This window comes from Flavobacterium cheongpyeongense (genome assembly GCF_003202435.1).
Lineage (GTDB): Bacteria > Bacteroidota > Bacteroidia > Flavobacteriales > Flavobacteriaceae > Flavobacterium > Flavobacterium cheongpyeongense.
Genome location: NZ_QJHK01000002.1, coordinates 305555 through 332407, shown reverse-complemented (window position 1 = coordinate 332407; position 26853 = coordinate 305555). Strand labels below are relative to the sequence as shown.

General features: G+C 30.9%; 30 protein-coding genes. All 30 read left to right on the top strand.

Annotated features, from left to right (window positions below; genetic code table 11):
* Positions 1-259 precede the first annotated feature (259 nt).
* The 30 genes from DMB65_RS03425 to DMB65_RS03280 all read left to right on the top strand — a co-directional run bounded on the left by DMB65_RS03425 (position 260) and on the right by DMB65_RS03280 (position 26737).
* The gene (locus DMB65_RS03425; RefSeq protein ID WP_110305263.1) at positions 260-1303 is read left to right on the top strand and encodes a serine hydrolase domain-containing protein; all 1044 of its coding nucleotides are present in this window, start codon (positions 260-262) and stop codon (positions 1301-1303) included.
* 321 nt (positions 1304-1624) lie between these two features.
* A complete protein-coding gene (locus DMB65_RS03420) occupies positions 1625-2119 on the top strand; it encodes a hypothetical protein (RefSeq protein WP_123955256.1) in 495 nt (164 codons plus the stop codon).
* 169 nt (positions 2120-2288) lie between these two features.
* Positions 2289-3383 carry a hypothetical protein gene (locus DMB65_RS03415; RefSeq protein ID WP_110305261.1) on the top strand — a complete coding sequence of 365 codons (1095 nt, stop codon included), beginning with the start codon at positions 2289-2291 and terminating at the stop codon, positions 3381-3383.
* A 317-nt stretch (positions 3384-3700) separates the two neighbouring features.
* A complete protein-coding gene (locus tag DMB65_RS03410; protein ID WP_123955254.1) occupies positions 3701-4000 on the top strand; it encodes a hypothetical protein in 300 nt (99 codons plus the stop codon).
* The gene (locus tag DMB65_RS03405; RefSeq protein ID WP_110305259.1) at positions 3975-4685 is read left to right on the top strand and encodes a TauD/TfdA family dioxygenase; all 711 of its coding nucleotides are present in this window, start codon (positions 3975-3977) and stop codon (positions 4683-4685) included. The genes DMB65_RS03410 and DMB65_RS03405 overlap by 26 nt, the downstream gene beginning before the upstream one ends.
* 420 nt (positions 4686-5105) lie before the next feature.
* Complete coding sequence (locus DMB65_RS03400) at positions 5106-5825, top strand: phosphodiester glycosidase family protein (protein ID WP_230470590.1); 720 nt, start codon at positions 5106-5108, stop codon at positions 5823-5825.
* Positions 5826-5975: 150 nt separating this feature from the next.
* Positions 5976-6572 (top strand): hypothetical protein, encoded by a 597-nt coding sequence (locus DMB65_RS03395; protein WP_110305258.1) that lies wholly within the window; start codon positions 5976-5978, stop codon positions 6570-6572.
* Between the two features lie 320 nt (positions 6573-6892).
* Positions 6893-7405 carry a hypothetical protein gene (locus DMB65_RS03390; RefSeq protein WP_110305257.1) on the top strand — a complete coding sequence of 171 codons (513 nt, stop codon included), beginning with the start codon at positions 6893-6895 and terminating at the stop codon, positions 7403-7405.
* Between the two features lie 382 nt (positions 7406-7787).
* The gene (locus DMB65_RS03385; RefSeq protein ID WP_110305256.1) at positions 7788-8711 is read left to right on the top strand and encodes an aspartyl protease family protein; all 924 of its coding nucleotides are present in this window, start codon (positions 7788-7790) and stop codon (positions 8709-8711) included.
* 169 nt (positions 8712-8880) lie between these two features.
* Positions 8881-9351 carry a hypothetical protein gene (locus DMB65_RS03380; protein ID WP_110305255.1) on the top strand — a complete coding sequence of 157 codons (471 nt, stop codon included), beginning with the start codon at positions 8881-8883 and terminating at the stop codon, positions 9349-9351.
* 261 nt (positions 9352-9612) lie between these two features.
* Entirely contained in the window at positions 9613-10086 is a 474-nt protein-coding gene (locus DMB65_RS03375; protein WP_110305254.1) for a hypothetical protein, read from the top strand.
* A gap of 359 nt (positions 10087-10445) precedes the next feature.
* Entirely contained in the window at positions 10446-11030 is a 585-nt protein-coding gene (locus DMB65_RS03370; protein ID WP_110305253.1) for a Crp/Fnr family transcriptional regulator, read from the top strand.
* A 114-nt stretch (positions 11031-11144) separates the two neighbouring features.
* Positions 11145-11552, top strand: coding sequence for a DoxX family protein (locus DMB65_RS03365; RefSeq protein WP_110305252.1), 408 nt, complete (start codon positions 11145-11147; stop codon positions 11550-11552).
* A gap of 50 nt (positions 11553-11602) precedes the next feature.
* Positions 11603-12529 carry a VOC family protein gene (locus DMB65_RS03360; RefSeq protein WP_165834847.1) on the top strand — a complete coding sequence of 309 codons (927 nt, stop codon included), beginning with the start codon at positions 11603-11605 and terminating at the stop codon, positions 12527-12529.
* Positions 12530-12532: 3 nt separating this feature from the next.
* Positions 12533-12844 (top strand): 4Fe-4S dicluster domain-containing protein, encoded by a 312-nt coding sequence (locus tag DMB65_RS03355; protein WP_110305250.1) that lies wholly within the window; start codon positions 12533-12535, stop codon positions 12842-12844.
* A gap of 40 nt (positions 12845-12884) precedes the next feature.
* The gene (locus tag DMB65_RS03350; RefSeq protein WP_230470589.1) at positions 12885-13322 is read left to right on the top strand and encodes a MoaF-related domain-containing protein; all 438 of its coding nucleotides are present in this window, start codon (positions 12885-12887) and stop codon (positions 13320-13322) included.
* 356 nt (positions 13323-13678) lie between these two features.
* Positions 13679-14380, top strand: a complete 702-nt coding sequence (locus tag DMB65_RS03345; RefSeq protein ID WP_110305414.1) for a VIT1/CCC1 transporter family protein — start codon at positions 13679-13681, stop codon at positions 14378-14380.
* A gap of 18 nt (positions 14381-14398) precedes the next feature.
* Positions 14399-14851 (top strand): hypothetical protein, encoded by a 453-nt coding sequence (locus DMB65_RS03340; RefSeq protein WP_110305249.1) that lies wholly within the window; start codon positions 14399-14401, stop codon positions 14849-14851.
* Between the two features lie 276 nt (positions 14852-15127).
* Positions 15128-15691 carry a Crp/Fnr family transcriptional regulator gene (locus DMB65_RS03335; RefSeq protein WP_110305248.1) on the top strand — a complete coding sequence of 188 codons (564 nt, stop codon included), beginning with the start codon at positions 15128-15130 and terminating at the stop codon, positions 15689-15691.
* Positions 15692-15775: 84 nt separating this feature from the next.
* Positions 15776-16231, top strand: a complete 456-nt coding sequence (locus DMB65_RS03330; protein ID WP_110305247.1) for a hypothetical protein — start codon at positions 15776-15778, stop codon at positions 16229-16231.
* 6 nt (positions 16232-16237) lie between these two features.
* On the top strand, positions 16238-16930 hold the full coding sequence (locus DMB65_RS03325; protein WP_110305246.1) for a DUF4386 domain-containing protein: 693 nt from the start codon (positions 16238-16240) through the stop codon (positions 16928-16930).
* Positions 16931-17175: 245 nt separating this feature from the next.
* Positions 17176-17520, top strand: coding sequence for a hypothetical protein (locus DMB65_RS03320; protein ID WP_196239567.1), 345 nt, complete (start codon positions 17176-17178; stop codon positions 17518-17520).
* A complete protein-coding gene (locus DMB65_RS03315) occupies positions 17510-18622 on the top strand; it encodes a YncE family protein (protein WP_110305245.1) in 1113 nt (370 codons plus the stop codon). Before DMB65_RS03320 ends, DMB65_RS03315 begins: the two co-directional genes overlap by 11 nt.
* Positions 18623-18870: 248 nt before the next feature.
* Positions 18871-20559: a leucine-rich repeat domain-containing protein gene (locus tag DMB65_RS03310; protein ID WP_110305244.1), complete on the top strand. Its 1689-nt coding sequence runs from the start codon at positions 18871-18873 to the stop codon at positions 20557-20559.
* 191 nt (positions 20560-20750) lie between these two features.
* Positions 20751-21905 (top strand): hypothetical protein, encoded by a 1155-nt coding sequence (locus DMB65_RS03305; protein ID WP_110305243.1) that lies wholly within the window; start codon positions 20751-20753, stop codon positions 21903-21905.
* Positions 21906-21937: 32 nt separating this feature from the next.
* Entirely contained in the window at positions 21938-22858 is a 921-nt protein-coding gene (locus tag DMB65_RS03300) for a hypothetical protein (RefSeq protein WP_110305242.1), read from the top strand.
* A gap of 89 nt (positions 22859-22947) precedes the next feature.
* Positions 22948-23889, top strand: a complete 942-nt coding sequence (locus DMB65_RS03295; protein ID WP_110305241.1) for a proline dehydrogenase family protein — start codon at positions 22948-22950, stop codon at positions 23887-23889.
* Positions 23890-23959: 70 nt separating this feature from the next.
* A complete protein-coding gene (locus tag DMB65_RS03290; RefSeq protein ID WP_110305240.1) occupies positions 23960-24196 on the top strand; it encodes a DUF3303 domain-containing protein in 237 nt (78 codons plus the stop codon).
* A gap of 342 nt (positions 24197-24538) precedes the next feature.
* Positions 24539-26107: an SIR2 family protein gene (locus DMB65_RS03285; protein WP_110305239.1), complete on the top strand. Its 1569-nt coding sequence runs from the start codon at positions 24539-24541 to the stop codon at positions 26105-26107.
* Positions 26108-26329: 222 nt separating this feature from the next.
* Entirely contained in the window at positions 26330-26737 is a 408-nt protein-coding gene (locus tag DMB65_RS03280; RefSeq protein WP_110305238.1) for a cupin domain-containing protein, read from the top strand.
* Positions 26738-26853 lie beyond the last annotated feature (116 nt).

Genomic DNA, 26853 nt, shown 5'->3' with positions numbered 1-26853 from the left:
AAAAATCAGGAGACTTTTATTAGATTTACGGTTTTTAAGTACATTTAAAAAAAACGCAAAGTCTTCAGACTTTGCCAGCGGAATATCCATAAATTGAATTAATTTAGCGTGATTTATGAACATGAAGAGCCGTTTGAAGGGAGACTATCACGTACGGTTTCGTGAGAATGTAGGGTGAAATTCCCTTGCGTGACTCGATTGTTGGCAATTATGACAACCCCACCGTAAACAAGAGAACAAAAAAATCAAGACAATTTTAATGAAACAAAAAATTAGACTTTTAACCATTTTCATAACAACTCTTTTAGTAAGTTGTAATAGTTACGCACAAGAAAAAGACGATTATTCTGCTAAAATTGACAGTTTAATCAAAACGACAAATCCAAGAAGTTTCAGCGGAGTTATTTTGATTACTCAAAAAGGAAAAACAAAATATAAGAATGCCTTTGGATATTCAAATATCGAAAAGAAAACGCCTTTAACAACCAAAGACAATTTTATAATTATGTCAAACAGTAAACAAATTACCGCTGTTTTGACTTTGAAAGAAGTTGAAAATGGAAAAATTGATTTGCAAAGCCCAGTTAGAAAATATTTGCCAGATTTACCAAAAAGTTGGGCAGACACCGTGACAGTTCACCATTTATTGAACTTTTCTGCTGGAATAACTGATATTGACAAACCCTTGATTTTCAAGCCAGGTTCTGACTTCAAGTATGGTAATACAACTTATATTATGCTTGGAAAAATAATTGAAAAAGTTACAGGCAGAAAATATAATGATGTGGCAAACGACTTGTTTAAAAAACTGAAAATGAAAACCACCTATTGCTTTGAACAAGGCAAAACTCAAAATCGAGTTAAAGGCTATCAAAATACAAACAATAATTTAAAACTTGAAGAAACACCTATTGAAAATAACGATAAAGTTTCTGCTGCTGGGATTATCTCAAATGTAACTGACCTAAATATTTGGGACAAGTTATTGCACAACGGAAAAATTTTAAAACCAGAAACTTATAAGTTGATGACAACTTATAGTATTACTGCACAACATAACGCTTTTGGAAAAGAAAAAATAGGCTACGGTTATGGTATAAGAGTAAGCGACAAAACACCAATCAAATATTTGGGACACACAGGTGGTGGTTCAGGTTTTGTATCATTCAAAGTTTATTTTCCCGAGACAGACGTGGACGTAGTTGTTTTAGAAAATCAATCTAACGAAAATATAGATTTGTTTTACGAGTTTGAAATTAAAATTAGAGAAATCATAATGAATAGTAACTTGATGAAAAAATAACTGCCACCAACAGCTAAGGGATTCGTTGCGTGCGAAGGACGAACAATGAAGCCCGTGTTGAACGGAATCGCTGAGATTCCGTAATTATGGGGTTTTCGATAAATGAGTTATAAGAATTTCAAGAGGCTATCGCGCCTCCCGCTAAAGATATGAGTCTGAAAAGACTTTGCCAGCGGGGCATGATTTATGAACATGAAGAGCCGTATGAAGGGAGACTTTCACGTACGGTTCCGTGAGAACGTAGGGGTGAAATTCCCTTGTGTGACTCGATTATGGGCTAGTTGTGCCGAAATGACGCAGTTGAAATATATTCAAATCAATATGGAAAAATTTAAAAGATATTATAAAAACATACCACTTATTGTCTTGCTGATAATCTTTATCTACGGATTTCTATGTAGAATATTGAAATTATATTTCTTCTGGGAAAGTAAAAACATTTTAATTTTTACTTTTTTGACATTTGTTATTGCTTTGGCTATTAAAGAGCTTTATTATAAACGTACCTTAATTAGATTCCTAAAAGTTATATTATTTTCGTTTTTTCTATTTTTAATAATAAGAGACTATTACATTGACGAGAGAATCATTACTACTGTCAAATCCTATGTATTAAATAATAAGAAAATACAAGATGAAGTAGGAAATATTAAAGAGATTACAATGATTCAACAAGTAAGACCTAGGGATGGAGATGTTCAAATCGAAATGATAGTTAAAGGTGACAAGAAGTATAAAGACATAACTGCTATCCTGTATTATAAAGATGGAACTGAGAAAAAAAATGAAAATCTAATTGTTTGGAGACATCAATAACAAAACTTATTTCCAAATAAAGGAAGTTCGATTTACTAGTAGAAATTTGAAAAGTTTTGCGTGAAAATCATAATTTCGACAAAAACAGCCAGCTCATAACATAGATGCTACAACTGATTTGGGCAGTTTGTTTTGTATTTTGGGATGATTAATGATAACCTAAAAAGAAATGGAAGAAAAATTAAAAATTTACGAAAAGACAATTAAAAGGATACATAGTTTTAATTGGACACCAAAATATAAAGAAGAAGTTAGAACTTCTTTAAACAAAACTGTTTTTATTCCAATTGCAGAAAAAACATTTCAAAAATTAGATTGGGATATTGTTTTCAAAGATGAAAACAAAATTGAAGCCAAACGAAGAGAAAAAATATTTGGAGTTGATAAATGGACTGAAATAATTACTGCTAATTATAATTTTGGCAATTTAGAAGTAAAAAGTGAATCTTTAGGTAACGAAATGTGGGATAATGGTAGAAACTCTAAAAGAGTGAAATTATTTATTCACGCTCTAAAAGAAACCGAAAATGAGTATGACAGAAATGCTTTAAATGAACTTGAAAAGGAAACCGAAGAGAAAAATAATTGGGATGATTATGTAATTCCTGAAACTTTACCAAAACCGAAAGAATCTAAAAAACCAAGTTTTTTAATTCCAATCATTGGAGGAATAATTATTTCTCTAATTCTTGGGTTTGTAATAGCAGAAGTTTCAATTCACGGAATATATTTTATTGGTTTATTTGAGTTTGTAGTTGGATTAGTAATTACTTTTGCTTTAAAAAAATTAATAAAATCCTCGAATTTCACTGACTTTAAAAAATTACATTCTTTATTAATTGCAATGATAATTATTACATATTTATCAAATCAATATTTTCAATATGAAATTATTTTGAGTGAAAACAATTATGACAGAATTGGTTTTTTTGAATTTATGAAAATTAGATTTTCGGAAGGATTAACAATCAAAACATTGAATACAGGTTGGATTGGATTAGTGATAAGTTGGATTCTACAATTGGGTTTAACATATGCTATTGGCTATTTAAGATTAGTATCAACTATTACTTCTTACCAATTGGAAAGAATTCCAACAGAAGTTTTAGATTTTTCTTATTATCATTTTCTAAAAGGAAAATCTGAAAATGAAGTTAGAATTGAACTTACCAATAAGGGGTGGTCAGAAGTTGAAAATCAAAATGAAGTTTTTGAAGCCATCCAAGCAATTTACGGGCAAATAGAATTAGGTAGAATCAAATAAAAATACGGGTGCCAACGCCAACATCTACAACTGATTTTAGGTAATTTGCTTAACGGGAAGTTGGTTTTGTATTTGGCAAATCCGGAGAATGGGCTTAATTTAGTCCCAAACCCTTTGTAGGAGCAGAATGTTAGGCGAAATTCCCCCTATACACCTGCCCGGACTCCGTAAGCTAACAGTGCGAAAGTGGAAAAATGGAAGGAAATAATAAGAAAAAATATATTTTATAAATATTTGATTTACAAAACATAAAAAAAAGTTGTTTAGAATTTTAGAACAACAAAACTAAATAGATGAATATTGAATTTTTAACAGAGTTGAATTACGACAATCAAGAACCGCCACAAACCATAATCATAGATATTGACGAAAACTCATCCATTGGAGAACTTTTGTCTAAAATTCATGAAATAACAAAAATACCTACATATTCAGAACTTAATTGGGATGGTAATATAGAAAAGATTTCATGCAGATATTATTTTAAATCAGGAACTGAATATGAAGAATATCAAATGATTCGGGATTTAGATCAAAAAATCTGTGATTTTCCAAAAAATGGTGTTAACGGAGAATTAAGCTTATTCATAGATGGAAGTGTCGGACTTGTTAATTAGTTACAAATTTGATCAAAATTTAAGCTATCCCGAAATAGTCAATAATTTACAAAAAGGAGATACTTTGGTTATTATAGAGGATTTTCCTCTATCTGATAATGATTTTCAATCATTTATCAATCGTATTGGAGTTTCAATTAAAGAAAACAGAAATAATAACGGAGAAAGTATTTTTGATGTAAAAATATTCAAACAAAATAACTTTTTCACCTCTATAGCAAATTCAAATTTAGCTTTTCCTTTACATACAGATTGTGCTGATTTAGATTCAATTCCAAACTGCATTGGTCTCTTATGTATAGAACCTGCCAGCGAAAGTCAAGGCACAAATAATTTTATGTTCTTGAACAATCTCATAAAACAATTATCTAAAAATGAAATAAAAGAACTGCAAAATAAAAAATGGAAATTTAGGAATCATTGGAGAAGTATTTTAACTTCAGTTAATAAAAGTTATAAAATCTGCTATGATAGAGTAACAATGGAATCTTTTTCAAAGATGAACAAAACTGAAATAGAGGAATTAAATAACCTTGATAAGCTTTTTAAAAGTGTCTCATTCAAAATTAAATTAAAAAAAGGGGATTTAATTCTGTTTAGAAATGATTTAATGTTACATGGTCGAGACGAAATTGATATAAATTCGAATAGACTTATTAAAAGAATAAGATTTAATGTGAATTAAAAAAACTTCGACTAATAGCCAGGCTTCGTTGGACTCTAAGAGCCAACACCCAAGCCTTTAGCGAACTGACGAAGTAATGAAACTCATGTTGAACGAAACCGCTGAGACTCTGTCACTATGAAGTTATCGTAAAACAATCAGTAGGTTTTTCTGAGGATTTGGATATCTCTTTTTTTGTGAATTAATTCAAAAAATCGAGTACATCACCGAGTGTATGGGCACGTACGAACTGTTTTTTTCATGTTTATACAACTGATTTTAAAGCCTTTTGCAGCTCATTTTTTTTGGCTGCGTACCAAATATTTTACACCGAAAGTTATTTTTTTGCAGTTTAAATCGACTATATTTATCCTAAAAACAACAAAAAACGGAGGTTTTGAGAGAAACTGATGTTATCTGTAATCTTTTAAGAACTAAACGTTGAATAGAAAATCTAAAATATTTACAATACTAATTTTACTAACCGTAGTAATATTTATTTCAGCAACACAGGTCACTAAACAAGATAAAAGATTTGTAAGTTATATTGTAGACACTAAAAAACAAGATTTAAAATTATATTGGAAAGATAATAATAGTCAAAATTTCAAAAGTCTTGAAAATTTAAAAGTTTGGCTTGAAAAGAAAAATAAGACGTTGGTATTTGCAATGAACGCTGGTATGTATAAGAAAGACTATTCACCACAAGGGTTATATATTGAAAACAAAAAAAGTTTATCTGTTATTGATACTTCAAATGGAAACGGGAATTTTTACCTTAAGCCTAATGGTATATTCTATATTACAAATAAAAACATCCCAAACATTTGTATTACAGAAAAATTCAAAAACTATAATATAAAATATGCTACTCAATCGGGGCCAATGCTCTTAATAAATGGAGAGATACATTCAGGCTTTAAAGAAAATTCTACAAACTTAAACATAAGAAATGGAGTTGGAATTCTTGAAACTGGTAAAGTTGTTTTCGCTATGTCAAAAGAAGAAATCAATTTCTATGATTTTGCAAACTATTTCAAAACTCTTGGCTGTAAAAATGCGCTATATCTTGATGGTTTTGTTTCTCGTACATATTTACCCAGTCAGGATTGGATACAAATAGATGGGAACTTTGGAGTTATCATTGGCGTTACGAAATAAAAAAGGCTCCAGCTAACACACCAAACTACTTTTTACCGAAAGTTATTTTTTTGTAGTTTAAATCAACTATATTTACGTTCAAAATAATAAAAATGGAGGTTTTGAGAGAAACTGATGTTAACTGTTAGGCTAAAAAAATCGCGGTTGAAAATGAAAATACCAAACAGAAGAAGATTAATTGATTCAAAAAAAATATTTACAATATCATTAATTAGTATTGTAATTACAATCTTAAGTGTTTGGTTTTATGGAATTGGAAAACACAAAACAGTTATAGAAAACTCTTTGATTTCAACCTCAATTCTTTCAATCGCTTTTTTTCTTTTTATTACAATTAGTTTATATAACGGAACTAAACTTAAAGATAGTTTAGGAAAATTAACGGATAATTTTGACTCTAAAAAACTGAACTTTTTAAAAGAGATGAATGCTGACGGTGGTTTCGGACATTCTATGCCAGAAATTGGAGAAGGATTTGGTGGAATAATAATAAGTATAATTTTGTGGATTTTAGCTACGATTATTATTAGCTATCTGTTTTTTGCACTTGGAACAATAATTTGGTTATCAATATTAGTGTTCTTGGGAATGTTATATTGGATTTTTTTCAGAGCATTGAGATTGATATTTAAAAAGTCTTCAGGATGTAGTGGGAATATTGAAAGGAGCATATTTTACGGATTTACATACACAATCTTATATAATTTTTGGATTTACGGAATAATTTTATTGACCAAAATTTACTAAAAATAAGAATAAGTCCATCCGCTAAAAGCTACAACGGATTTGTGCAATTGGCTTAATCAAAAGTTGGTTTTGTACTTGGGATGATTTGGCAAATCCGGAGAATGGGCTTAATTTAGTCCCAAACCCGCTGATTACAAGAATATCAGGCTATGAAAAAACTAAGTCAAAAAGAGAAACTATTTGGATACCTTTCGGAGAAAAAATTTCATAATGCCGATTTTAAGAGTATCATTTTTAGTTTTTTCACAGACAACCGTTAGTCATTAGTTTACAGTAACAGTGGAGATCTCAAGTCAAATATATTAAATCTAAAATAATCAGTGAAAGAAAAATATTCAGAAATAACGTTAAAAATATTGATTTTAATTCCAATTATATTTATCCTATTTGCGATCGATCAATTTTTAATCCCACAAAAACAAATCAATGATCAAATCACAGAATATAGCAAAATTATAATAAGCAGACGAGGTAAATTTAGTACTAGTAATTCTAAAGAATTTCTTGGATATAAATATTATACTAAAAAAGGATATGAATTTTCTCTGAGTAAAACTTATATAGAAGAAAATGAAATCATTATTAGTGAAAGTTATATTTTTCAGAATATTAGCAATATAAAAACAATTAATAAAGAATATTCAGAAGAGTTGATGTCAGGATTAAATGGAGCTTGTTTATACATTGCAATAGGATTATGTGCAACATCAATTATTAGTATACTATTGCTTAAATTCAATTCTTCTTTATCTGAAAATGGTTTTCAAAATATTTTTTTATCTAATGCTTTTTTGACAATAATATTTTTTTATTTACTGCTAATTTATAATTAATTGATATGTTTTAACATGGTAGGGAAATTATTTTAACTATCTTTTTTAGTGTTTTGCATCACTTTTGTGGTAAGTGTCTTTTTCGGTCTACTGATATAAAAGGTTTTTAATGCGTTTTACTAAGTAGTAATTATCTAAAAGCAGTTGAAAACACTTTGATTTAGTTTTTACAACTAAATAGAGACTAGTTGCAAATTAGATCGACACTTGAACCAGATTGATCCAAATGAGTTCAAACTGCACTTGTAAGTACTGCTAATATTTTATAGTGTTTATACAACTCATTTTTTGGGATGCTTACCAGATTACTTTGCACCGAAAGTTATTTTTTTGCAGTTTAAATCAACTATATTTACCCTAAAAATAATGAAAAACGGAGGTTTTGAGAGAAACTGATGTTGGCATAAATATTAAAGAAACAGAGACTATGCAGCAAAAAATAATACTGATTTTATCTATTCTATTTTTAACACAAACGAATTGTTTCTCTCAAAATAGAAAACAAATTGCAAAAAGTGGTTTTGTAAACGAAAAAGATTATTTAGTTGAAATACCATTTAGTTATATTGGAAAACATATTTTTATTGAAGTACTTATTTCTGATAAAAAATATAATTTTCTTTTTGACACAGGTTATGAAATAAGTGCTATTGACCAAGACATCTCAAAAGAGATAAGCTATACATTAAAAAAAGAAATTGAGTTATCAGGAAGTTCTGTTTCTACTCAAAAAGTTCGCTTAATTGAATTATCCAATATTTCAATTTCAAATGTGAGTTTTGAAAAAACTTACGGAATGCTTCAAGATTTATCTTTGATCAAACCAAATTATGAAACTATAAAAATAAGTGGAATAATAGGAAATAATTTAATGCGAAAAGCAAATTGGCAAATTGATTACAAAAAAAGTGTAATTCGTATTAGCGACAAAACGAATAAATTTGATATTCCAAAAACATCACAAATAGTTACAATGAAGAATCAAAATTGGGGACTTGGTTATATAGATACACAAATAAACACTAAAACATATAAATTTATTTTTGATTTGGGTTCCAGTGGAAAATTTACGGCAAACACTTCGTTTATTGAAAATTTGGATCAAAAAAAGGCTACTAACCCAGAAGAGTTAAAACAAAAGTTTCCTATTGATAAAATTAAAATTGGAGAAATCGAACTGTACAATCAATCATTGTCGTTAGAAAAAGGTGTTGCCTCTTTGATTGGAAATGCTTTTTTTGAAGATTATCTATTAACAATAGATTGGAAAAAAAATATTTTACATTTAACGCCTTATAACAACTAGATTATAAAAAAAACACTTCTGTTACAGACACTACAAGTAATTTAGGTATTATAATTAATTTGAAGTTGGTTTTGCATTTGGTATAATTTACTTCCTCTATTGTGGCAAATCCGAATAATTGGATTAATTTAGTCCAAAACTGCGTGTATTACAAAAACATTACCAATTCATGAAAAAAACTGCATTAATAGCCATAATTCTATTATTTCGCTGTCTAATTTTATCAGGGCAGATAAATAAATTGCCGATTCCTACAAAGTCATTTATTGAGAGAACCATATACTCAGGCGATTTCGAAGAGAAATATTTTACAAAATATCTTGGAAAGAAATCCGAACACATCTTAAAAAGATTTAATGACTCAAAAGATGTTTGCGCAAAAGAATATCAATTTAAAACGGGAATTAAATTGAAAAAAAATTCATGTTCTGAGGCTGGTACTGAAGCAGAAATTATATTTCCAAATTATTCAAAAAACGATGTTATTAAATTCATTGAATGGTTTTTTAAAAATGATTATAGCAAGTGGAATAAATCGAAAACGAATTATCAACCAAAAGAAGATGGTGATGCAGGTTGTTATCTTGAAATTAAAGAGTTGAAAGATAAAATAATCCTAAGTTACTCATGTGGGTGCTAATGTTAACTGTTGCTAATCGAGTAGACGACTCCACCCCAAATAGAATAGAGTGCGCCTCTCAAATATTTATATTCACGAAAACCAATAAAAACCTGAGTACACCACCGAGTGTATGGGGCACGTACGCACTGGCATTTTTTTTCGTGTTTATACAACTATATTTGCTCAAAAATAACAATAAACATAGGTTTTAAGACAAACTGACGTTGGTGGCTATATTTGTAACACCTTAAATGAAAATTTAACCTAACAAGATAAAAAATGGACAAAAGGCGATATTTACTTATTCGTGGTTGGAGCTATAACATAGCGATTTTTGCACTTTTAATAATTTTTGCATTTCAAGAGATTGACCAATTCGGACTTGTTTTTGGACTTGCTTTGCTTTTGTTATTATCATACAAATCTTACTTGTGTTTTAGAGAACTAAAAATCACAAGAGAAGAAGATAGAGTTTTCGCACCTTCTACAGATGCTTCAACAACTGAAAAAATATCATATTACAAAAAAATCCTTTTAATTGGAATACCTGCATTTTTTATCTTATCAGTTTGGACATACATAGACTTGAAAAGTTTGGAAAAGGGAACAGTTGAATATATGAGTGTTTGGGCACCGATTTTTTTCCTTTATAATTTAGGTGGATTCTGGACTGCTGTTTTGGCTACTCCCTTACTTGGATGCACGACGCTTATTCTTCTTTTAAAAAAAATTAATGACTTAAAAAAGGCTTGATAACTTTAATGTTTTTTGCTATGAAAAACTTAAAAATACAGCCACCAATAGAGTAGACAGTTCCGCCCCAAAAGGAAAAGAGTAAGGCTCTCAAATATTTATATTCACGAAAACCAATAAAAACCTGAGTACACCACCGACTGTGTGGGGCACGTACGCACTGGCATTGTTTTTTCGTGTTTATACAACTCATTTTATAGGCTTTTACCGCTCTGTTTTAGGTCAGCGTACCAGACTACTTTTCACAGGAAGTTATTTTTTTACAGTTTAAATCAATTATATTTACGCTCAAAACGATAAATACGGCGGTTTTGAGACAAACTGACATTAGTGGCAACTTTAACAGCAGGCATTCAAAAATGATAGACATACTGATACAACATATAAACAGTAAAATTAACAACAAACTAACTGAAAGCGACATTAGTTTACTTTCGGAAGTTTTTCATACAAAGAAGTTGCGTAAACATCAATACTTAATTCAAAGTGGAGAGGTATGCAAAATTGCAGCATTTGTTGTAAAAGGTGCTTTAAAAAAGTATACAATAGACAATTCTGGGAAAGAAAATATTTTGGAACTCTATATCGAAAATTGGTGGGCTGGTGATAAGGAAAGTTTTATGATAGGCACGCCAACACCTTATTATATTGACGCATACGAGGACTCCGAATTGTTAGTAATTACAAAAGACGATTTTGTGAATATACTTAGTAAACTTTCTTTTTATTCTGAATTAAATCAATCATTGACAGAAAGACAATCTTTTCAATTGATGAAGCGACTGCATTCTTCTCAAACATTTACGGCTGAGCAAAAGTTAGATGAGTTGCAAAACACCTATCCTGAATTTTTTCAGCGGTTTCCAAAACATATCATTGCCTCTTATTTAGGGATGACCAAAGAGACAATTAGTCGCATTCGTAGCAACTCTTCAAAGAAATAACGTTCTTATCTAAAAAATGTTGATCTAAATCAACGTTTTTTTTTGATTTACATCATCTTTCTGAAAGAATTCGTATTAGGATCTTTGCATTATCAATTTTAAAAAAATAGCAAAATGACAAATTCGACTTCACCAAAGTGGCTAAACATTACATTATGGGTAGCGCAAGCACTAATTTCATTAACATTAATTTGGGGCGCATATGCAAAATTACTTCTACCGATTGAAGAAACTGCAAAAATGTTGCCTTGGGCAAAAGACAACCCTGATCTATTGAAATTCACAGGTCTTATCGATTTATTAGGTGGATTAGGCATTATTTTGCCAACAGCATTTAGAATGCAACCCCGCTTAACTATTTTTGCTGCTTATGGTACAATTGCATTAATGATTTTAGCTTCAATTTTTCATATTTCAAGAGGTGAAGCATCATTGATTGGGATGAATATTTTCTTCTTGATTTTAGCAGCTTTCGTAGCTTGGGGCAGAACAAAAAAAGCACCAATTTTACCCAAAAACTAACATTTATTTTATAAATGAAAAGAAAACAATTCATTAAAAACATTATTGGAATGTCAATAGTAGCATCAACCAAAGGTTTTCCATTTGATACACAAATGGAAAACCTTTTTACAAACGATACCGTTGATTTCGCCTCATTTGGTGCGGTTCATTTAAATAATACCAAACTAGAAAAATCTATCTCTTTCTGGACTACTATTGCTGGCTTAAAACTAAGAAATACTACTGAAAACACAGCGGAATTGGGTACAGAAGATAAAACACTAATTGTGGTGCATCAAAAAGCGAACAAACCATTTATGAACGGTTATAGCGGTTTGTACCACGTAGCAATACATGCCCCAAACAAAAAAGAATTTTCAAGAATGGTACAACGGCTGATTAATAACAATTATCAGTTTTCACCAACAGACCATACAATGTCAAAATCCGTTTATTTGGCTGATCCTGACGGAATAACCATTGAATTTACCTTAGAAACCCCAGAAAGATACAAACGTATTTTAACAGAAAATGGCTTATGGGTAGAAGATACAAACGGAAAACTGCATAGTCCGTCTGATGTATTAGACCTCGATTTGGTTCTAAGCGAATTAGACAATAAAAATGTAGAAGGTATTGTTCATCAGGACACTAAAATAGGGCATTTTCATTTTTATGTTTCCAACCTTGAAACTACTAATGAATTTTACAAACAATTAGGTTTTTCGCAATTCAACCATATACCACAATTTAATTATGCAGATGTAGGGATGGAAAGTAACTTCAAACATCGTATTGCAATGAATACCTGGCATGGAAAAAATAAACCAACAGCATCAAAAGAAAATGCAGGGTTATACTATTTCAATCTAGTATTTCAGTCAAAAGAAAAATTGGAAAGTGTAATTACAAAATTTCCGAATGCTAAAAAAGAAAATGACAGCTTTTGGTTAAATGACCCGACAGGAAATTTAATTTGTTTAAAATCGGTATAGAAAATGGTAAAAAAAGAATTAAATAATCATTGTAAAGAGGAAGCAGGAAAGGTATACCCAGTAGTAAATTTTAATAGTTGTGGCGGAAAAAAAGACTGTGTTGTAGTATGTCCCTATAATGTTTTTGAAATGCACCCCATTACTAAAGAAGATAAAGAAAAACTTAATTTAAAAGGACAAATCAAAACGTTTTTCTTTAAACAAAAAGCTTACGTTATCAATCCAGATCAATGTCATTCTTGTGGGCTTTGTGTTCAGGCTTGCCCCGAAAAAGCAATAAAATTGACAAAACATATAAACGCTAACAATAAATAAATAACCTTTAGCACCCTAGTAAAAACTTAGAAAATATAGAATGAAAACATTATTTTATTTTATCGCTATTTCATTGATAATTACTTCATGTAATAATTCAAAGCAAGAAACCAATTTGCAAACTCAGAACACCGAAAGACTAACTGAATTACAACAATTATTAGTTGGAAAAAAGGGGAAAATTACATTTCCTGAAATGATAGCAGAGGTAAACTATTTAAATGACAGTACTTTACACTGGAAAACAACTAGCAAAGAAGGAATAGTTGTTGAGGGGTATGAAAAAATGTATTACAAAAAACTTACAGACAACTTACACTTTCTAAATTGGATAGAAAAGGACGGTTGGACGGTAAGTCAAATCATAGATACAAAAGCAGGAACGGTTAAAGCATTTTGGAGTTTTGCAGACGAAAAAAGTCAACGGGGCAAAAGGACTTCAATGTTTGTTGATGGAAAATTTGAATTTATAAACTAAAAAATGCCACCCACACAACAGCCAGAGTTTTGTGTAGGGTCGCAGAGCCAAAAAAGGAACTCGTGTTGAGTTAGATTACTTTATTCTGCTTCTTTACAGGTTTTTCGAGACTGGCTCATAAGAATTTCAAGAGGCGGCTTCAATGAAACGATCGGGATTGTTAAGAATAATTTTGTTTTTTTTAAACGGCTTATTTTCAGATATTAGTGTGGAATTTTGATGATATCGAGTATGTTTAAATATGACGAAAAATCGTGTTATGACATATGGTTTTGTTATATTTGTTTAAAATGCAACAGATTTTTTTTCAAAGGCTGACGAAAGTAATTTTAAAAGACAGACTTAACAATCATAAAATGATAACAATTGACAATTATTTAGACAGCCACTATATTCATCGAAGTAATTGGCTCAGAGCTGCCGTTTTAGGAGCAAATGATGGTATTATTTCTATTTCAAGCCTTGCAATTGGTGTGGCAACAGCAAGCATAACAAGAGATCCTATTCTATTAGCGACTATTGCTGGCCTTGTAGCAGGTGCATTATCTATGGCAGCCGGTGAATATGTTTCAGTTAGTTCTCAAACAGACATTGAAGAAGCAGATATTGAAAGAGAAAAGTTAGAACTTCAAACAATGCCCGAAGCAGAATTAAAAATACTTGCAGAGATTTATGAAAAACGTGGGCTTAAAAAAGAAACAGCTTTACAGGTTGCAAAAGAATTAACAGAAGCAGACGCTTTGGGAACACATATTCGAGATGAATTAGGGATTAATGAAATTAGTCAGGCAAACCCTATACAGGCTGCTTTTGCCTCAGGTACAGCATTTACAGTGGGTGGATTGCTGCCACTTTTGGTGACGCTTTTTGCACCTGTTTCAAGTATGGAATATTTCTTATATGGTTTTACAATTTTATCACTTATTATCCTTGGAGCAATTTCTGCAAGAACAGGTGGTTCAAGTATAAGTAAAGCAATTGTAAGAATTGTAATTTGGGGAACAATTGCTATGGGTTTATCTGCCTTGGTTGGATATATTTTTGGTGTTAATATATAATCTTTAAGCTTAAATAATATGAACGCAGCACATTTTCATCTGGTGGTAAATCATTTACCCATCATTTTCCCGATAGTGGGGGTTATCATTATGATTACAGGTTTGGTTTTTAAATCAGATGCAGTAAAACGAACGGCTTTCTTAATTTTCATTATAGGTTCTCTGACCTCTATTGCAGCTATGACAAGCGGGGAAGGTGCTGAGGAAGTGGTTGAAAACAGTAGCGGAGTTGCAGAAAATTATATTGAAAGACACGAAGAGTCGGCAGAACTATTCTCAATTATGAGTCATATCTTAGGCGGAATTTCATTGTTTGGACTTTGGGCAGGCATTAAACAAAAAACATTTGCAAACATTACGAATGTTTTAATATTGGTTTTTGCATTTGTAGTTATCTATTTCGGTAAAGAGACAGGAACAACAGGCGGTGAAATAAGGCATACCGAAATCAGAACAAACAATAACGGGTAATCAGAATTTAAAGAGGCTATTTCGTCTCTTTTTTTGTGTTGCAAGTTTAAAGGGGGCAATCGCTTTTCAACATAAGCCGTCTTACCCTTAAATTAAACTTCGAAGTACATTTGAGATTATCGTAAAGATAGATTTAGGTTATTGATTTGACTTAATTTGAAAATAGTTTTGTATTTGGAAATTTAGCGATAACCGAAAAATAAATCTTATTTTAGTCCCAAACCTGTAATAGTATCCCAACATTATAGGTCATTTTAGAGTGACACAAAATAGTATATGGAAAAATTAAAAATGTATTTTCAGAGCGTTGGTTTTGACACTATAGCAACTGATAAAATCACCGGTTGCTTCCAGCCAAAATTATTTGACAAAGGCGACTGTTTTGTGGAAGAAGGCAAAACTTCTTTGCAAATGGGTTTTATTGAAACGGGGCTGTTTCAATACTTTTCTGTCACCGAACAAGGCGAAGAAAGAACCACCTATATTTCTTTACCAAATACGTTTGTTACTTCACTTTTAACTTATCTGACCGAATCGCCAGCAAGAGAAAGTATAAGAGCTTTGACACCTGCAAAACTTTGGCTTATTGACAAATCAGATGTAGTGGCATTGCAAAATCAAATTCCAAAATTTAAAGACTTTTACATCCAACTTATGGAATGGCAAATATGCTGTATTGATAAATCAAAGTTTGATCTTATTATATTGACGGCTGAACAGCGTTATGAAAAATTACTCAAAGAAGAACCTGAATTATTACAACAAGTACCCTTACAATATATTGCGTCAATATTGGGGATCACACCAAGGCATTTAAGCCGATTACGAAATAAAATTTAACAGCAAATCACTTTTAGACATTTGTCCTGTTGGTTGGTTCAAGTTTGAATGACCTTTGCAACGTAATCAAAAACAATTTACGTTATGCAAAAAAACCTTCTTTTACCTTCAATACTTTTTCTAACAAGTATGGCCTTCGCTCAAGGCAAATTCCCTAAGCATCAAATTAGTATTAATGGTTTTAGAAATCCATCCATTGGATTGGAATACCAACAAAACCATTTATCTGTTCACGGAGGGTATTATGTAACCAATTTTACAAGCGGCGTTACAACCGAATTTTTAAAAACAGGTGTAACCTATTGGTTTTTACCTGTTGGTCATAACGAAATACCCTCTTCATTTTATGCCGGGGCTTCTTACTTGCGTGGATTAACAAGGGATTATAACGACAAAGATGCCTTTGCGGTTGAAACAGGCTTTCGTTGGTATGTCTGGAAAGGGCTCAATCTCCGTCTGGGTGTCATTGCCCTTACCGCACAAGGCGAAGACCTAAAAATAAATCCTACACCAAGTATTAGTTATTCATTCCAATTCTAATGAGCTATGAAAACTGAAAAGACAATTGGTATTTTATTCATTGTTGGTGCAATAGGCGTACTGGTCCCCTACACATTTTTGACCATAATTTTTGATTATCCCAATATTCTTCGACAAGAAACAGGGATCATTTTGACAAAATTTCACGGAGGTGGCAATCGGTTAGTATGGACTTGGTGGGCTTTTGCTATTTTGGGATTACCACTTTTAGAAGCTGTTGTTTTAATTGGACAAAAATTAGAACCGAAATTTTATTTTATCCGTTGGGCAACTACTCTGGGCGTTATTGGTCTATTCGTGCAAATGATTGGCTTATTGCGCTGGACTTTTGTAGTGCCTGTTTTAGCCAACAATTTTGTAACAGGAAACGAAATGACAAAAGAAGCCAGCAAAGTCGTTTTTCAAGTTGTTCATCAATACGGTGGTGTCGTTTTAGGGGAACATATCGGGCAATTATTTACCATTGCCTGGACAATAATGATGACATCGGCTTTTGCTCAAATCCAGCTTTTTCCTAAATGGACAATTTGGCTGGGGTATATTGCATCAATTATTTATCTACTTGCACAAACAGAACTTTTTGCAACAGTGATACCTACTATTGCAGTAGCAGGCATGGCAGGTTTTTTGGGTAGTACACTTTGGATTGTTTGGCTAATTGTGATTGGTGTTACAATTAGAAAACTGAAACTTGACTAACCAAAGCGGTAGTCTTTACATAAAAAAGACTTCTAAGACTCTATAAGACATTGGTTTTTAAGCTATTGTTTAAAATTATCAAAGGCTCTACTAAAAAGCTTTCTGTTTTATAAGCTAAATATGTGAAATAAAAAATCACTATATATAATGATTTTTTTAGTATTCAAGATTTGTAGTTTTGAAAAGACAATATTCATTGTTTATGGTAACAGCAGAAAAAAGGAACCATAATTAAAAACGACTCAGTGTCTGAAGATTTAGCAACCGGAAACCAGCTTTTTTTTATTCCTTATGATAAGGTTACTGCCTCAGTTTCTTATTCCAGAAATAGAATAACACCTTGTCATCAATTTTTATATAATGGTTTTGTTTACACCAGAGCTGATAATAAACCAGATGAAATCGTAAATGATTATACCGTTTCCAATCAAGGAATCGATTATGATTTTAAGCTCTTAGATTCTTTTAAACTGGACTTTCAGGTTTTAAATGTTTTCAATGAAAATTATGAAAGCCCAAAAAACAGACCTATATCAGGTCGAAATTTCAATATGTATTTAATTTTAAAATTTCAATATTATGAAAATTAGCAATTTACTTTTAATAGCGTTTGGTATTTCGTTATTTATCTCGTGTTCAAATGAAGTTGAAAATGACGTTAAAAATGAAGTTGATAACAAAAAAAACACCGCAAATGGAGATTATTCCAATGGATTTTTCATCCTAAATGAAGGAGGTGCAGGTCAGGGAACAGTATCATTCTCTAGTAATGATTTTGGGGTTTTTACAAAAGATGCCTATACTGCAGAAAATGGAAGTGATTTGCTTGGAAAGGATGCTACAAGTATCTTTTTTAACGGCGACAATGCTTATATTATTGCCGGAGCATCAGATGTTATAACTGTTGTTAATAGATATACATTTAAATTAATAGCTAAAATTGACACAGGTCTTAAACAACCTAGATATGGAGTAGTAAAAGATGGTAAGGCTTATGTGATCAATTCTAATAAATATGTTGGCTGGGGAGGCGCTTGGGATAATGATGATACAGATGATTATATTGCTGTTATTGATTTAGCCACAAATAAATATGAATCTAAAATTGATTTGAATGCATCAGCAGACAGAATTATTGAAAAGGATGGTAAATTATATATGACGGAGTTTATAAACAATAATGACAATTTAAATTTATTGTTATTTGTTGTAGATATTGCCACAAAATCTTTAGAAACGCCAATAGTAATTACATCCGAAGCATATACTGATGCACTTTCTATGGAGGAAAAAGATGGAATTATATATATTTTAACAAACAATTATTTCCAAAAAAGCAAAAACAAAATAGTAAAAGTAAAAATAGCAGACAATACTATTTCTAGAATCACATTCCCTGAAGCTTTAAGCGAAGCTAGCTTTATGGATATTTATGACGATAAAATTTACTACACTGTAAAAAATTCGGTTTACGCCATAAATACTAATGTGACACAGGCAACAACTACACCAATTCTAACAGCTCCTACAGAGGCTTTTTATGGATTTGCTGTTAATAATAATCGTATTTATTTGGCAGATGGTGGAGATTATAAGTTAGACAGTAAAGCTTATGTGTATAATTTAACTGGAACTTTGCAAAAAGTATTAACTGTAGGTGTGCGACCAAATGGGTTTTACTTCAATAATTAATACATGGATAGGATAATACGTTGTTGATTCAGTAGTTGTGATATTCTGCTGAATGAATTAACGTATTAACCCGACAAAACGAATGGCAGAAAGTGCCGGGAAAATCTAAAAACTAAACCTTTACAATAGAAGGTACAAGAAAAATAATTCAAGTTAAAAAAGTTAACTATGAAAAGTAAAAAATCACTATTCATAATGATTTTTTTAGGATATAAGACTTGTAATTTAAAAAAAATAACATCCATTTTATGAAAAAAAAAGCCCCCTTTAAGTTATTAAGTTTACTAGTAATACTAATGACTACTTTAGCTAGTGCACAAACCTTTACAGTCAACAACTTAAAATATACTATATTATCTGGATCAACTGCAAGTATAAGCGGATACGATTCTAAGCCAACAGGGATTTTAAATATTCCCAGTACTATTACTAATGCGGGTATTCAGTATACTGTTACAAGTATTGGTGCTAATGCTTTTATAGATTGTTCGGGACTAACTTCTTTAAGTATTCCAAATTCGGTTACAAATATTGACGATTTTGCTTTTATTAGATGTACAGGATTAACGTCTCTGAGTATTCCAAATTCGGTTACAAGTATTAGTGCTGGCGCTTTTGCTAATTGCACAGGATTAATGTCTCTAAGTATTCCAAATTCGGTTACAAGTATTAGTGGTAATGCTTTCATTAATTGTTCGGGACTAACTTCTTTAAGTATTCCAAATTCGGTTATAAGTATTGGCGATTTTGCTTTTTCTAAATGCACAGGATTAACGTCTGTAAGTATTCCAAATTCGGTTACAAGTATTGGTCATAATGCTTTTATAGATTGTTCAGGATTAACGTCTGTAAGTATTCCAAATTCGGTTACATTTATTGGCGATTATGCTTTTTCTAAATGTAAAGGATTAACCTCTTTAAATATCCCTAATTCTCTTACAAGTATTGAGGCTGGCACTTTTTCTAATTGTACAGGATTAACGTCTGTAAGTATTCCAAATTCGGTTACAAGTATTGGTAATGGGGCTTTTATTGATTGTCCGGGACTAACTGCTTTAAGTATTCCAAATTCGGTTACAAGTATTGGTGATGGCGCTTTTGCTTCTTGTCGAGGATTAACGTCTTTGAGTATTCCAAATTCGGTTACAAGTATGGGTCATAATGCTTTTCAAAACTGTACAGCATTGAAGTCTGTAAATATTTCAAATTCTCTTACAAAAATTGGTATTTTTACTTTTGGTTATTGTTCAAAGTTAACGTCTGTAAGTATTCCGAATTCGGTTACAAGTATTGGTAATAATGCTTTTGCTTATTGTTCAGGGTTAACGTCTGTAAGTATTCCAAATTCGGTTACAAGTATTGGTCATGATAGTTTTTCTAATTGCACAGGATTAACGTCTGTAAGTATTCCAGATTCGGTTACGAGTATTGGTTATTTTGCTTTTACAGATTGTACTGGCCTGACGTCTTTAAGTATTCCAAATTCGGTTACAAGTATTAGTCCTTATGCTTTTAAAAACTGTACAGCATTGAAGTCAGTAAATGTTGGCTGGGCAAGTCCTTTAATTATAGATAACTTAGTTTTTTTAAATATTAATTTAAAAAATGTTGCGTTAAATGTTTCTTCTCCGGGTAACGTTGATGACTATAAAAAAGCCTATATATGGGAAGATTTTTCTTCTTTTAATCCCGTTTTAAGTACAAAGTCTTATTTATTAGACAAGAGCATACTAGTATTTCCCAATCCAACTAAAGATTTTATCTCTGTTTCTGGTTTATCACAAACAGTAAGCTATAATATATTTAGTATTTCGGGAGCTAAAGTGTCTAATGGCACTGTTTCTAATAATGAAAAAATAGATGTTCAAAGCCTGAATAATGGAGTGTATTTTATGGAATTAGAAGAAGGTCATACGACTAAATTTATAAAAAAATAACTTAGTTTATATGTTGCAGAAGTTTTGTCTTTTAAATTGATAACCAGTGATTTGTATTTGTTTCAGCTTGTAATGTATATGATTTTGATGATAATAATCAAATTCAAAATATCACCTCTTATTGTATTCAAAAAGTTAAAAAACACTAACCGAAAAAAAGAACAACGAACAGTAAATTAATATCTAATAAAATGATAAAAACAAGAACAATAACTGCTCTAATCCTTCTGACAATTACTGCAATCTTTATAGGCTGTAGCAAAGATGATAGTGTCAATCCGAATCCGAATCAAAATTCAATTAATCTTGAAGATGCTAAACTGAATAACTTCCGATTATTTGGCATTACGCCCGTTTCAATCAATATTACACAACCCAGTATTGTAAATAATAAAGAAACGGTATTTGGGAAGATTGATATTGTTGTACCCAACACTGTTTCTTTGAACGGAATTGCTTCTTCCATTACATCAAATGAATTAAACCTAAGCAAATTTGCTATTCTACCAGGTAACAGTACAATGCTGAATTATGAAACACAAAATCACGTACATACTATTGTAAATGTGTTGGATAATTCGCAAGAATTATTACATTACACAGTAAATATTAAAAAAGAAGTAACACCAACACCATCTACATTAACAGTCGTTGATTTTAAATTTGAAAAAAGTAAAAATCCGCAATTGCCTAATGATGTAACTATTGAAAGACGTTTTAACGATGCGAATAGTAGCCAAGCCATTTATCTATTTGTACCTAAAGGGACTAATTTTTCAAGTTTAGTACCAACTGCCACATTTGATGCAGAAGAAGTATTCTATACCCAAGACTCTTCCATCCCGCTCTCAGATGTGAATACTCCATATCCAATTGTACCAACCAGTTTTGATTTTGCTTACCCAAAAAGTTTTATAATTGTTTTAAGAGACAATGTAAATAACAGGTTAAAATGGGTTGATGTATTTGTTGATGTGAAAGACCCCGTAGAATTTGCAAATGCAGCTATTACAACTAATATAACTGCCTCAAGTTCTTCTACATTTATTGCAGGAATTACCACTTGGAAAAATGTGGGAAACCATAAATTAAACCTTCAATCAGGGACTACCTATGAAAATTTAATACCAAATACAACCTCAAACCTTATCACTTCGAATATGTTTTTTATTGGAAATAGTCTACCTAATCAAAGTGATAACGTAAGTGTTCGAGTTATAGGTAATTTACCAGTTGGCACATACAAAACTACAGCTGTTTTTTATACAAAATTTACTGGACACGATGCGATAAACGATTTAGTTAAACCTGCTAAAATGAATATTACTGCGAACATTACAAATTAAACTAAAACAACAATAAAACAAATAGTACAACTATGAAAAAGACTGCATTAACATTACTTTCTTTGTTTTTCTTATTATTCAGTTGCAATACAACTGACGACTCAGATTTACCAAAGCTTGAGGAACCAAAGCCTGAGGAACCAAAGAGTTATATTAAAACCATTGACTTTTCTTCTTCAGTAAGTTCTCCTGCTACAATTAATGACCTTGATGTTGAGAATGGATATCTTTATTTTATTCATAAAATCGGTATTTACAGAATTAACCTTAACTCAGATGCAAACACAGCAGAGTTTATAATTGAAGATGATGAACACTGGCCTAATACACTAAAAGTAATTGGCAACAATTTATATTATCAAGGTCTTTATGGTTGGACTATTTCTGACGATATCAAACAAGTCGATTTGAACTCTATTTCTAAAGGAGTAAAAGCTACCTATCCTATCAGAGGAACTTCTAGATCACAATTGTGTAAAAATTCAGGTAAATTATATTATACATCAAGCATTGATGCCTATTCGGCTCTTAATAATTTTTACGAATTTAATCCATCAACTACCCATCAATTAATCGCCACAGGTGACTACATTGTACCTGAAAATTTGAGAATGGTAGGTCAATTCTTGTATTTTTCATCTTTTGATGAGATTCGAAAATTTGATTTAAATAAGCCATCAGAAGAATCTTCACTTGTTTACACAGTTCCTAAGCAAGAAAAAGAAAGTAAAATTAGAGGATTTGATATCAAGGATAATATTATTTACTATACACTAGAATCCAGTAATAAGCTCTATTCTAAAGACTTAAAAATTGTAAACCAAGAGCCAAAAGTTTTGGGAATCAATAATAATAAAGATGGCGTGGGATATGGGAAATTAATTTTGTCTGACAAAAAGTTGTATGTTGAAAAATTGACAGACTCACAATTAGATGTTTATGGGATTAAATGATTAACAGGTAAGAACTGCCTTTGCGAGTGCGACTAAAAGTATCGAGAAAATGGCGAATTTTTAAAAAAATATAATCTCAATTACTAGACATGGATAAATTAAAAATTGATGCGAGTAAAGCGCTAAAAAACGCTGCATTAAATGAAACCGCAAAACACTATTTACTTCAAAATCCAATTTTGTTTAAATTACTTTTAAAAGGAGCAAAAAGATACATTGGAGGCGAAAACTTAGAGGAAACTATCCGAACTGTTAAAAAATCAAATTCTGAACAATTTCAAACTTCTATAGAATTTATGGGAGAAAGTGTTCACTCCATCAACGAATCCAAAGAAGTAACACAAGAATTTATAAAAATAATTGATACAATAAAAAAAGAGAAACTGAATGCAATAGTTTCATTAGATTTATCCCATATTGGATTAGAAATCGACAAGCAATTAGCACTTGACAATTTTAAAGTATTAGCTGATGCTACTAAAAACAGCACTATAGAACTAATCATTAGTGCAGAAGGAGTAGAAAGAACCGATAAAATTCTAGATATTTTTTGTGAGATTTCGCCAATTTATCCAAATATAGGAATCACAATTCAGGCATATTTACATAGAACTTTAGATGATTTAGAACGAATTTTAAGAGAAACCCAAGGGAAAATTAGAGTTGTAAAAGGTGCTTTTGCTACACCAGAAGGGCATTCATTGAGTCGAGGAGAAAATTTAGACAAGCAATACATTAATATTGTTGAAAAGCTTTTATTAGAAAAACGCAAATGTTCTATTGCTACACATCACGACAAGATTCAAAATAGTGTAAAGCAATTAATAGATAAATACAATATCCCAAAAACAAATTATGAATTTGAAATGCTTTATGGAATACAGGAAGATCTATTAAAAGGGCTTCAACAAGAAGGTCATCCGTGTCGACAGTATATTGTTTATGGAAAAGAATGGTACCTATACTTGTGTAATCGTATTGCTGAAAATCCAGATAATTTATTTCAATTCATTATCGATATTATGGAGTAATTAACCGTTATTACAAAAGTATAAAAACAACGAACCGCTAATCGCCGTTTGGCAACCCTTTTAAAAAAATATGAAAAAATATATGGTTGTTGAAAAGTTCAAACCGAATTGTTTCGAAAAGAATAATGAATTATGGAATAGAAAAGGCAGAATGCTTCCCGAAGGGCTTTACTATTTAAATTCCTGGGTCAATAAGGAGCAAAATATTTGTTTTCAGCTTATGGAAACCAATAATCCAGAACTCTTTGATTTATGGATTAATCATTGGAAAGAATATACCGATTTTGAAGTTTTCCCGATTGACTGAGTTAAATAAAAAGCAATGCAGCAACAATTGAAGTCACAAAAGCAACAACAAACACTGATTTTCAATCATTGAAAAATATAAACTAAATTATACACAGATTTCGCAATCGAATAATTCCATCTAAATATTTTAAAACTTGTTACTAAAACACCATTTTACGGTTTTCCGTAAGTAGGGTGTTTTTTTATTTAGTATATTGGCTAAAACAAACGAAAAGCGAAGTAAATTCCTTTTCTGTATTAATTTAATTGAAGAACACACATTGCGCAAAATAGGTTAGAGTGGCCTAAATTTGGGTGTTGTAGGCAATATTTAACAACCATCCGTTAAAAAAGAACAAATATGAGTTTTGAAACAGAGTTTGAATCACATTTAAAAAAATTTAATACTGCGCCATTTATGTTTATTGGCTCTGGACTTTCTTCTCGTTATATTAACACTGAAGGTTGGGGAACACTTTTGTCTAAAGTATGCTCGGAATTGAAATTAAAATCAAACTTTCATTATTATAATTCAAAATCATCAAACGATTTAACCACTGTAGCAAGTTTAATGGCAAATGATTTATTTGAAGATTGGTGGAAAGATGATAGATTTATTGATAGTAGAGCTTCATTTGAACAGCACGTTAAAGACCCGGAAAGTCCATTAAAGTACGAAATATGCCAATATTTATCAAAAAATGAAGGCATCATAAATGCTGAAATGGAAAAAGAATATCGTCTTTTAAAAAAAATAAATGTAGAAGGAATTATCACCACTAATTGGGACTTGTTACTGGAAAAAACATTTCCTGAATTCAACACATTTATTGGACAAGATAAATTAATTTTCAATAATTCTATAGACATAGGAGAAATTTACAAAATTCATGGATGCGTTTCCAGCCCAAATAGTTTAGTTGTTACCAGTAAAGACTATGAACAATTTCATTTGAAAAATCCCTATTTAGCTGCAAAACTGCTTACCATTTTTATGGAACATCCAATTATATTTTTAGGATATAATATAGGCGACACTAATATTCATTCAATCCTTAATTCAATAATTAAAATTTTAGATAAGCAAACTATAGAAAAGCTAAAAGACCGACTAATTTTTTGCGAAAGAGATGAGTCAGTAACTGAAACAACAATAAATGATGGAAATTATTTAATTAATGAACTTAATCTTCCTATTAAAAGAATTAGATATAAAAGTTTAGAAGATGTATATAAAATTTTAGCCAACAATAATAGAAAGTTACCGATAAAAATTTTACGACATATGAAACATATGGTTTATGATTTTGTGAAAAATACAAAATCTAAAAGTAAAGTGTATTTGGCAGATGAAACGAATATTGGGTTATTAGATATAGAAAAAGTTCAATTTGTTTATGGTTTTGGAATTAAAGAAAATCTTTCCTCATTAGGTATTAAAGGTGTGAGTTCACGAGATTTACTATTGGATGTCATAAATCAAGATTTACAAATAGATCATGGTGCTTTATGTAAGGCTGCATTACCCACGATTCAAGGAAAATATCTACCTTATTTTAAATATTTAAGATTAGCTAATTTATTAGATGAAAATGGTAATATTCCTATTAACGACGAAACAAATGAATTATCACCAGCCTTAATCGATAAAATTAATGCTATTAAAATAGAGGATTTTCATCCTGTAAGTCAATACTTGTCAAAAAAGGAAAGTATAAATCAAAAATATAATTCTGTAAACAATTTAATCGCTGGGGAAACAGAAGAACATGCAATGATTTATATCCCAATGCTTGATATTGAAAATATAAATTCAGATGAGCTGTTAAATTATTTAAAAAATAAAAATCTGAAAACAGAGGATTTAAAAACACAAGTTCGAAAATTAATTTGTTTATATGATTTCTTAAAATATAGAAAACAAATATAATACTGCCTACAACAAGCACAGGCGTTTGGCAAGATTGCGAATTTTGTAATAAATTCACGTTTACGTTTTGCAAGAAATGTTATCTTTAACAGACCTGAGGCTCAAAGCCGAATGGATGAAATAAAGTAATTAGTTCCTAAGTTTACAACCTCGCTAGGCACTAGAATGTTAGCGTTCATTGTAGAGCAACACCACAAAAAACGAAAGTAGTAATATTGAATTATGGAGCATAAACATAAAGAAACGGACACACTTTTTCTTAAAGCAGGAGAAGGAAGAGTTTACAACTGTGGGACGATGACCGCAGTTTTCAAGGCAGACGAGAACGAAACCGCAAACAAATATAGCATTTCAGAGTGGTGGCTTGAACCAAACTCAGACGGGTCAGGTGCTCACCAACACGAAGACAATGATGAAGTTTTTTACGGCATTGAAGGCACTACATCCATACTTGTTGGCGATAAATGGGTTGACATTGAGCAAGGAACTTTTTTAAGAATACCTGCCAAAACTGTTCACGATTTTGCAAACAGAACAAATGAGATATGCGGGTTTCTTAACTTTTTTATTCCTGGTGGCTTTGAGAGAAATATGCCTTCTATTGTAAAATGGTTTGAAGACAATAAATAATAAAAAAACATTGACAGAAAACAACGAACTGCTAAAAAGGGTCCCTGTCGCACAACTAAAAAAAGACTAAATCTAACTTGCAATCCATTTTTTTAAACAACTTGAATATTGAAAAT

Bases quoted from the DNA above. Each gene is read 5' to 3' on its own strand.
- DMB65_RS03350 (WP_230470589.1), top strand. From the start codon at position 12,885: ATGAAAACATTATTTTATTTTATCGCTATTTCATTGATAATTACTTCA.
- DMB65_RS03285 (WP_110305239.1), top strand. From the start codon at position 24,539: ATGAGTTTTGAAACAGAGTTTGAATCACATTTAAAAAAATTTAATACT.
- DMB65_RS03395 (WP_110305258.1), top strand. From the start codon at position 5,976: ATGAAAATACCAAACAGAAGAAGATTAATTGATTCAAAAAAAATATTT.
- DMB65_RS03370 (WP_110305253.1), top strand. From the start codon at position 10,446: ATGATAGACATACTGATACAACATATAAACAGTAAAATTAACAACAAA.
- DMB65_RS03330 (WP_110305247.1), top strand. From the start codon at position 15,776: ATGCAAAAAAACCTTCTTTTACCTTCAATACTTTTTCTAACAAGTATG.
- DMB65_RS03415 (WP_110305261.1), top strand. From the start codon at position 2,289: ATGGAAGAAAAATTAAAAATTTACGAAAAGACAATTAAAAGGATACAT.
- DMB65_RS03380 (WP_110305255.1), top strand. From the start codon at position 8,881: ATGAAAAAAACTGCATTAATAGCCATAATTCTATTATTTCGCTGTCTA.
- DMB65_RS03420 (WP_123955256.1), top strand. From the start codon at position 1,625: ATGGAAAAATTTAAAAGATATTATAAAAACATACCACTTATTGTCTTG.
- DMB65_RS03405 (WP_110305259.1), top strand. From the start codon at position 3,975: ATGGAAGTGTCGGACTTGTTAATTAGTTACAAATTTGATCAAAATTTA.
- DMB65_RS03355 (WP_110305250.1), top strand. From the start codon at position 12,533: ATGGTAAAAAAAGAATTAAATAATCATTGTAAAGAGGAAGCAGGAAAG.
- DMB65_RS03375 (WP_110305254.1), top strand. From the start codon at position 9,613: ATGGACAAAAGGCGATATTTACTTATTCGTGGTTGGAGCTATAACATA.
- DMB65_RS03325 (WP_110305246.1), top strand. From the start codon at position 16,238: ATGAAAACTGAAAAGACAATTGGTATTTTATTCATTGTTGGTGCAATA.
- DMB65_RS03300 (WP_110305242.1), top strand. From the start codon at position 21,938: ATGAAAAAGACTGCATTAACATTACTTTCTTTGTTTTTCTTATTATTC.
- DMB65_RS03295 (WP_110305241.1), top strand. From the start codon at position 22,948: ATGGATAAATTAAAAATTGATGCGAGTAAAGCGCTAAAAAACGCTGCA.
- DMB65_RS03365 (WP_110305252.1), top strand. From the start codon at position 11,145: ATGACAAATTCGACTTCACCAAAGTGGCTAAACATTACATTATGGGTA.
- DMB65_RS03305 (WP_110305243.1), top strand. From the start codon at position 20,751: ATGATAAAAACAAGAACAATAACTGCTCTAATCCTTCTGACAATTACT.
- DMB65_RS03340 (WP_110305249.1), top strand. From the start codon at position 14,399: ATGAACGCAGCACATTTTCATCTGGTGGTAAATCATTTACCCATCATT.
- DMB65_RS03310 (WP_110305244.1), top strand. From the start codon at position 18,871: ATGAAAAAAAAAGCCCCCTTTAAGTTATTAAGTTTACTAGTAATACTA.
- DMB65_RS03290 (WP_110305240.1), top strand. From the start codon at position 23,960: ATGAAAAAATATATGGTTGTTGAAAAGTTCAAACCGAATTGTTTCGAA.
- DMB65_RS03315 (WP_110305245.1), top strand. From the start codon at position 17,510: ATGAAAATTAGCAATTTACTTTTAATAGCGTTTGGTATTTCGTTATTT.
- DMB65_RS03345 (WP_110305414.1), top strand. From the start codon at position 13,679: ATGATAACAATTGACAATTATTTAGACAGCCACTATATTCATCGAAGT.
- DMB65_RS03280 (WP_110305238.1), top strand. From the start codon at position 26,330: ATGGAGCATAAACATAAAGAAACGGACACACTTTTTCTTAAAGCAGGA.
- DMB65_RS03425 (WP_110305263.1), top strand. From the start codon at position 260: ATGAAACAAAAAATTAGACTTTTAACCATTTTCATAACAACTCTTTTA.
- DMB65_RS03360 (WP_165834847.1), top strand. From the start codon at position 11,603: ATGTCAATAGTAGCATCAACCAAAGGTTTTCCATTTGATACACAAATG.
- DMB65_RS03335 (WP_110305248.1), top strand. From the start codon at position 15,128: ATGGAAAAATTAAAAATGTATTTTCAGAGCGTTGGTTTTGACACTATA.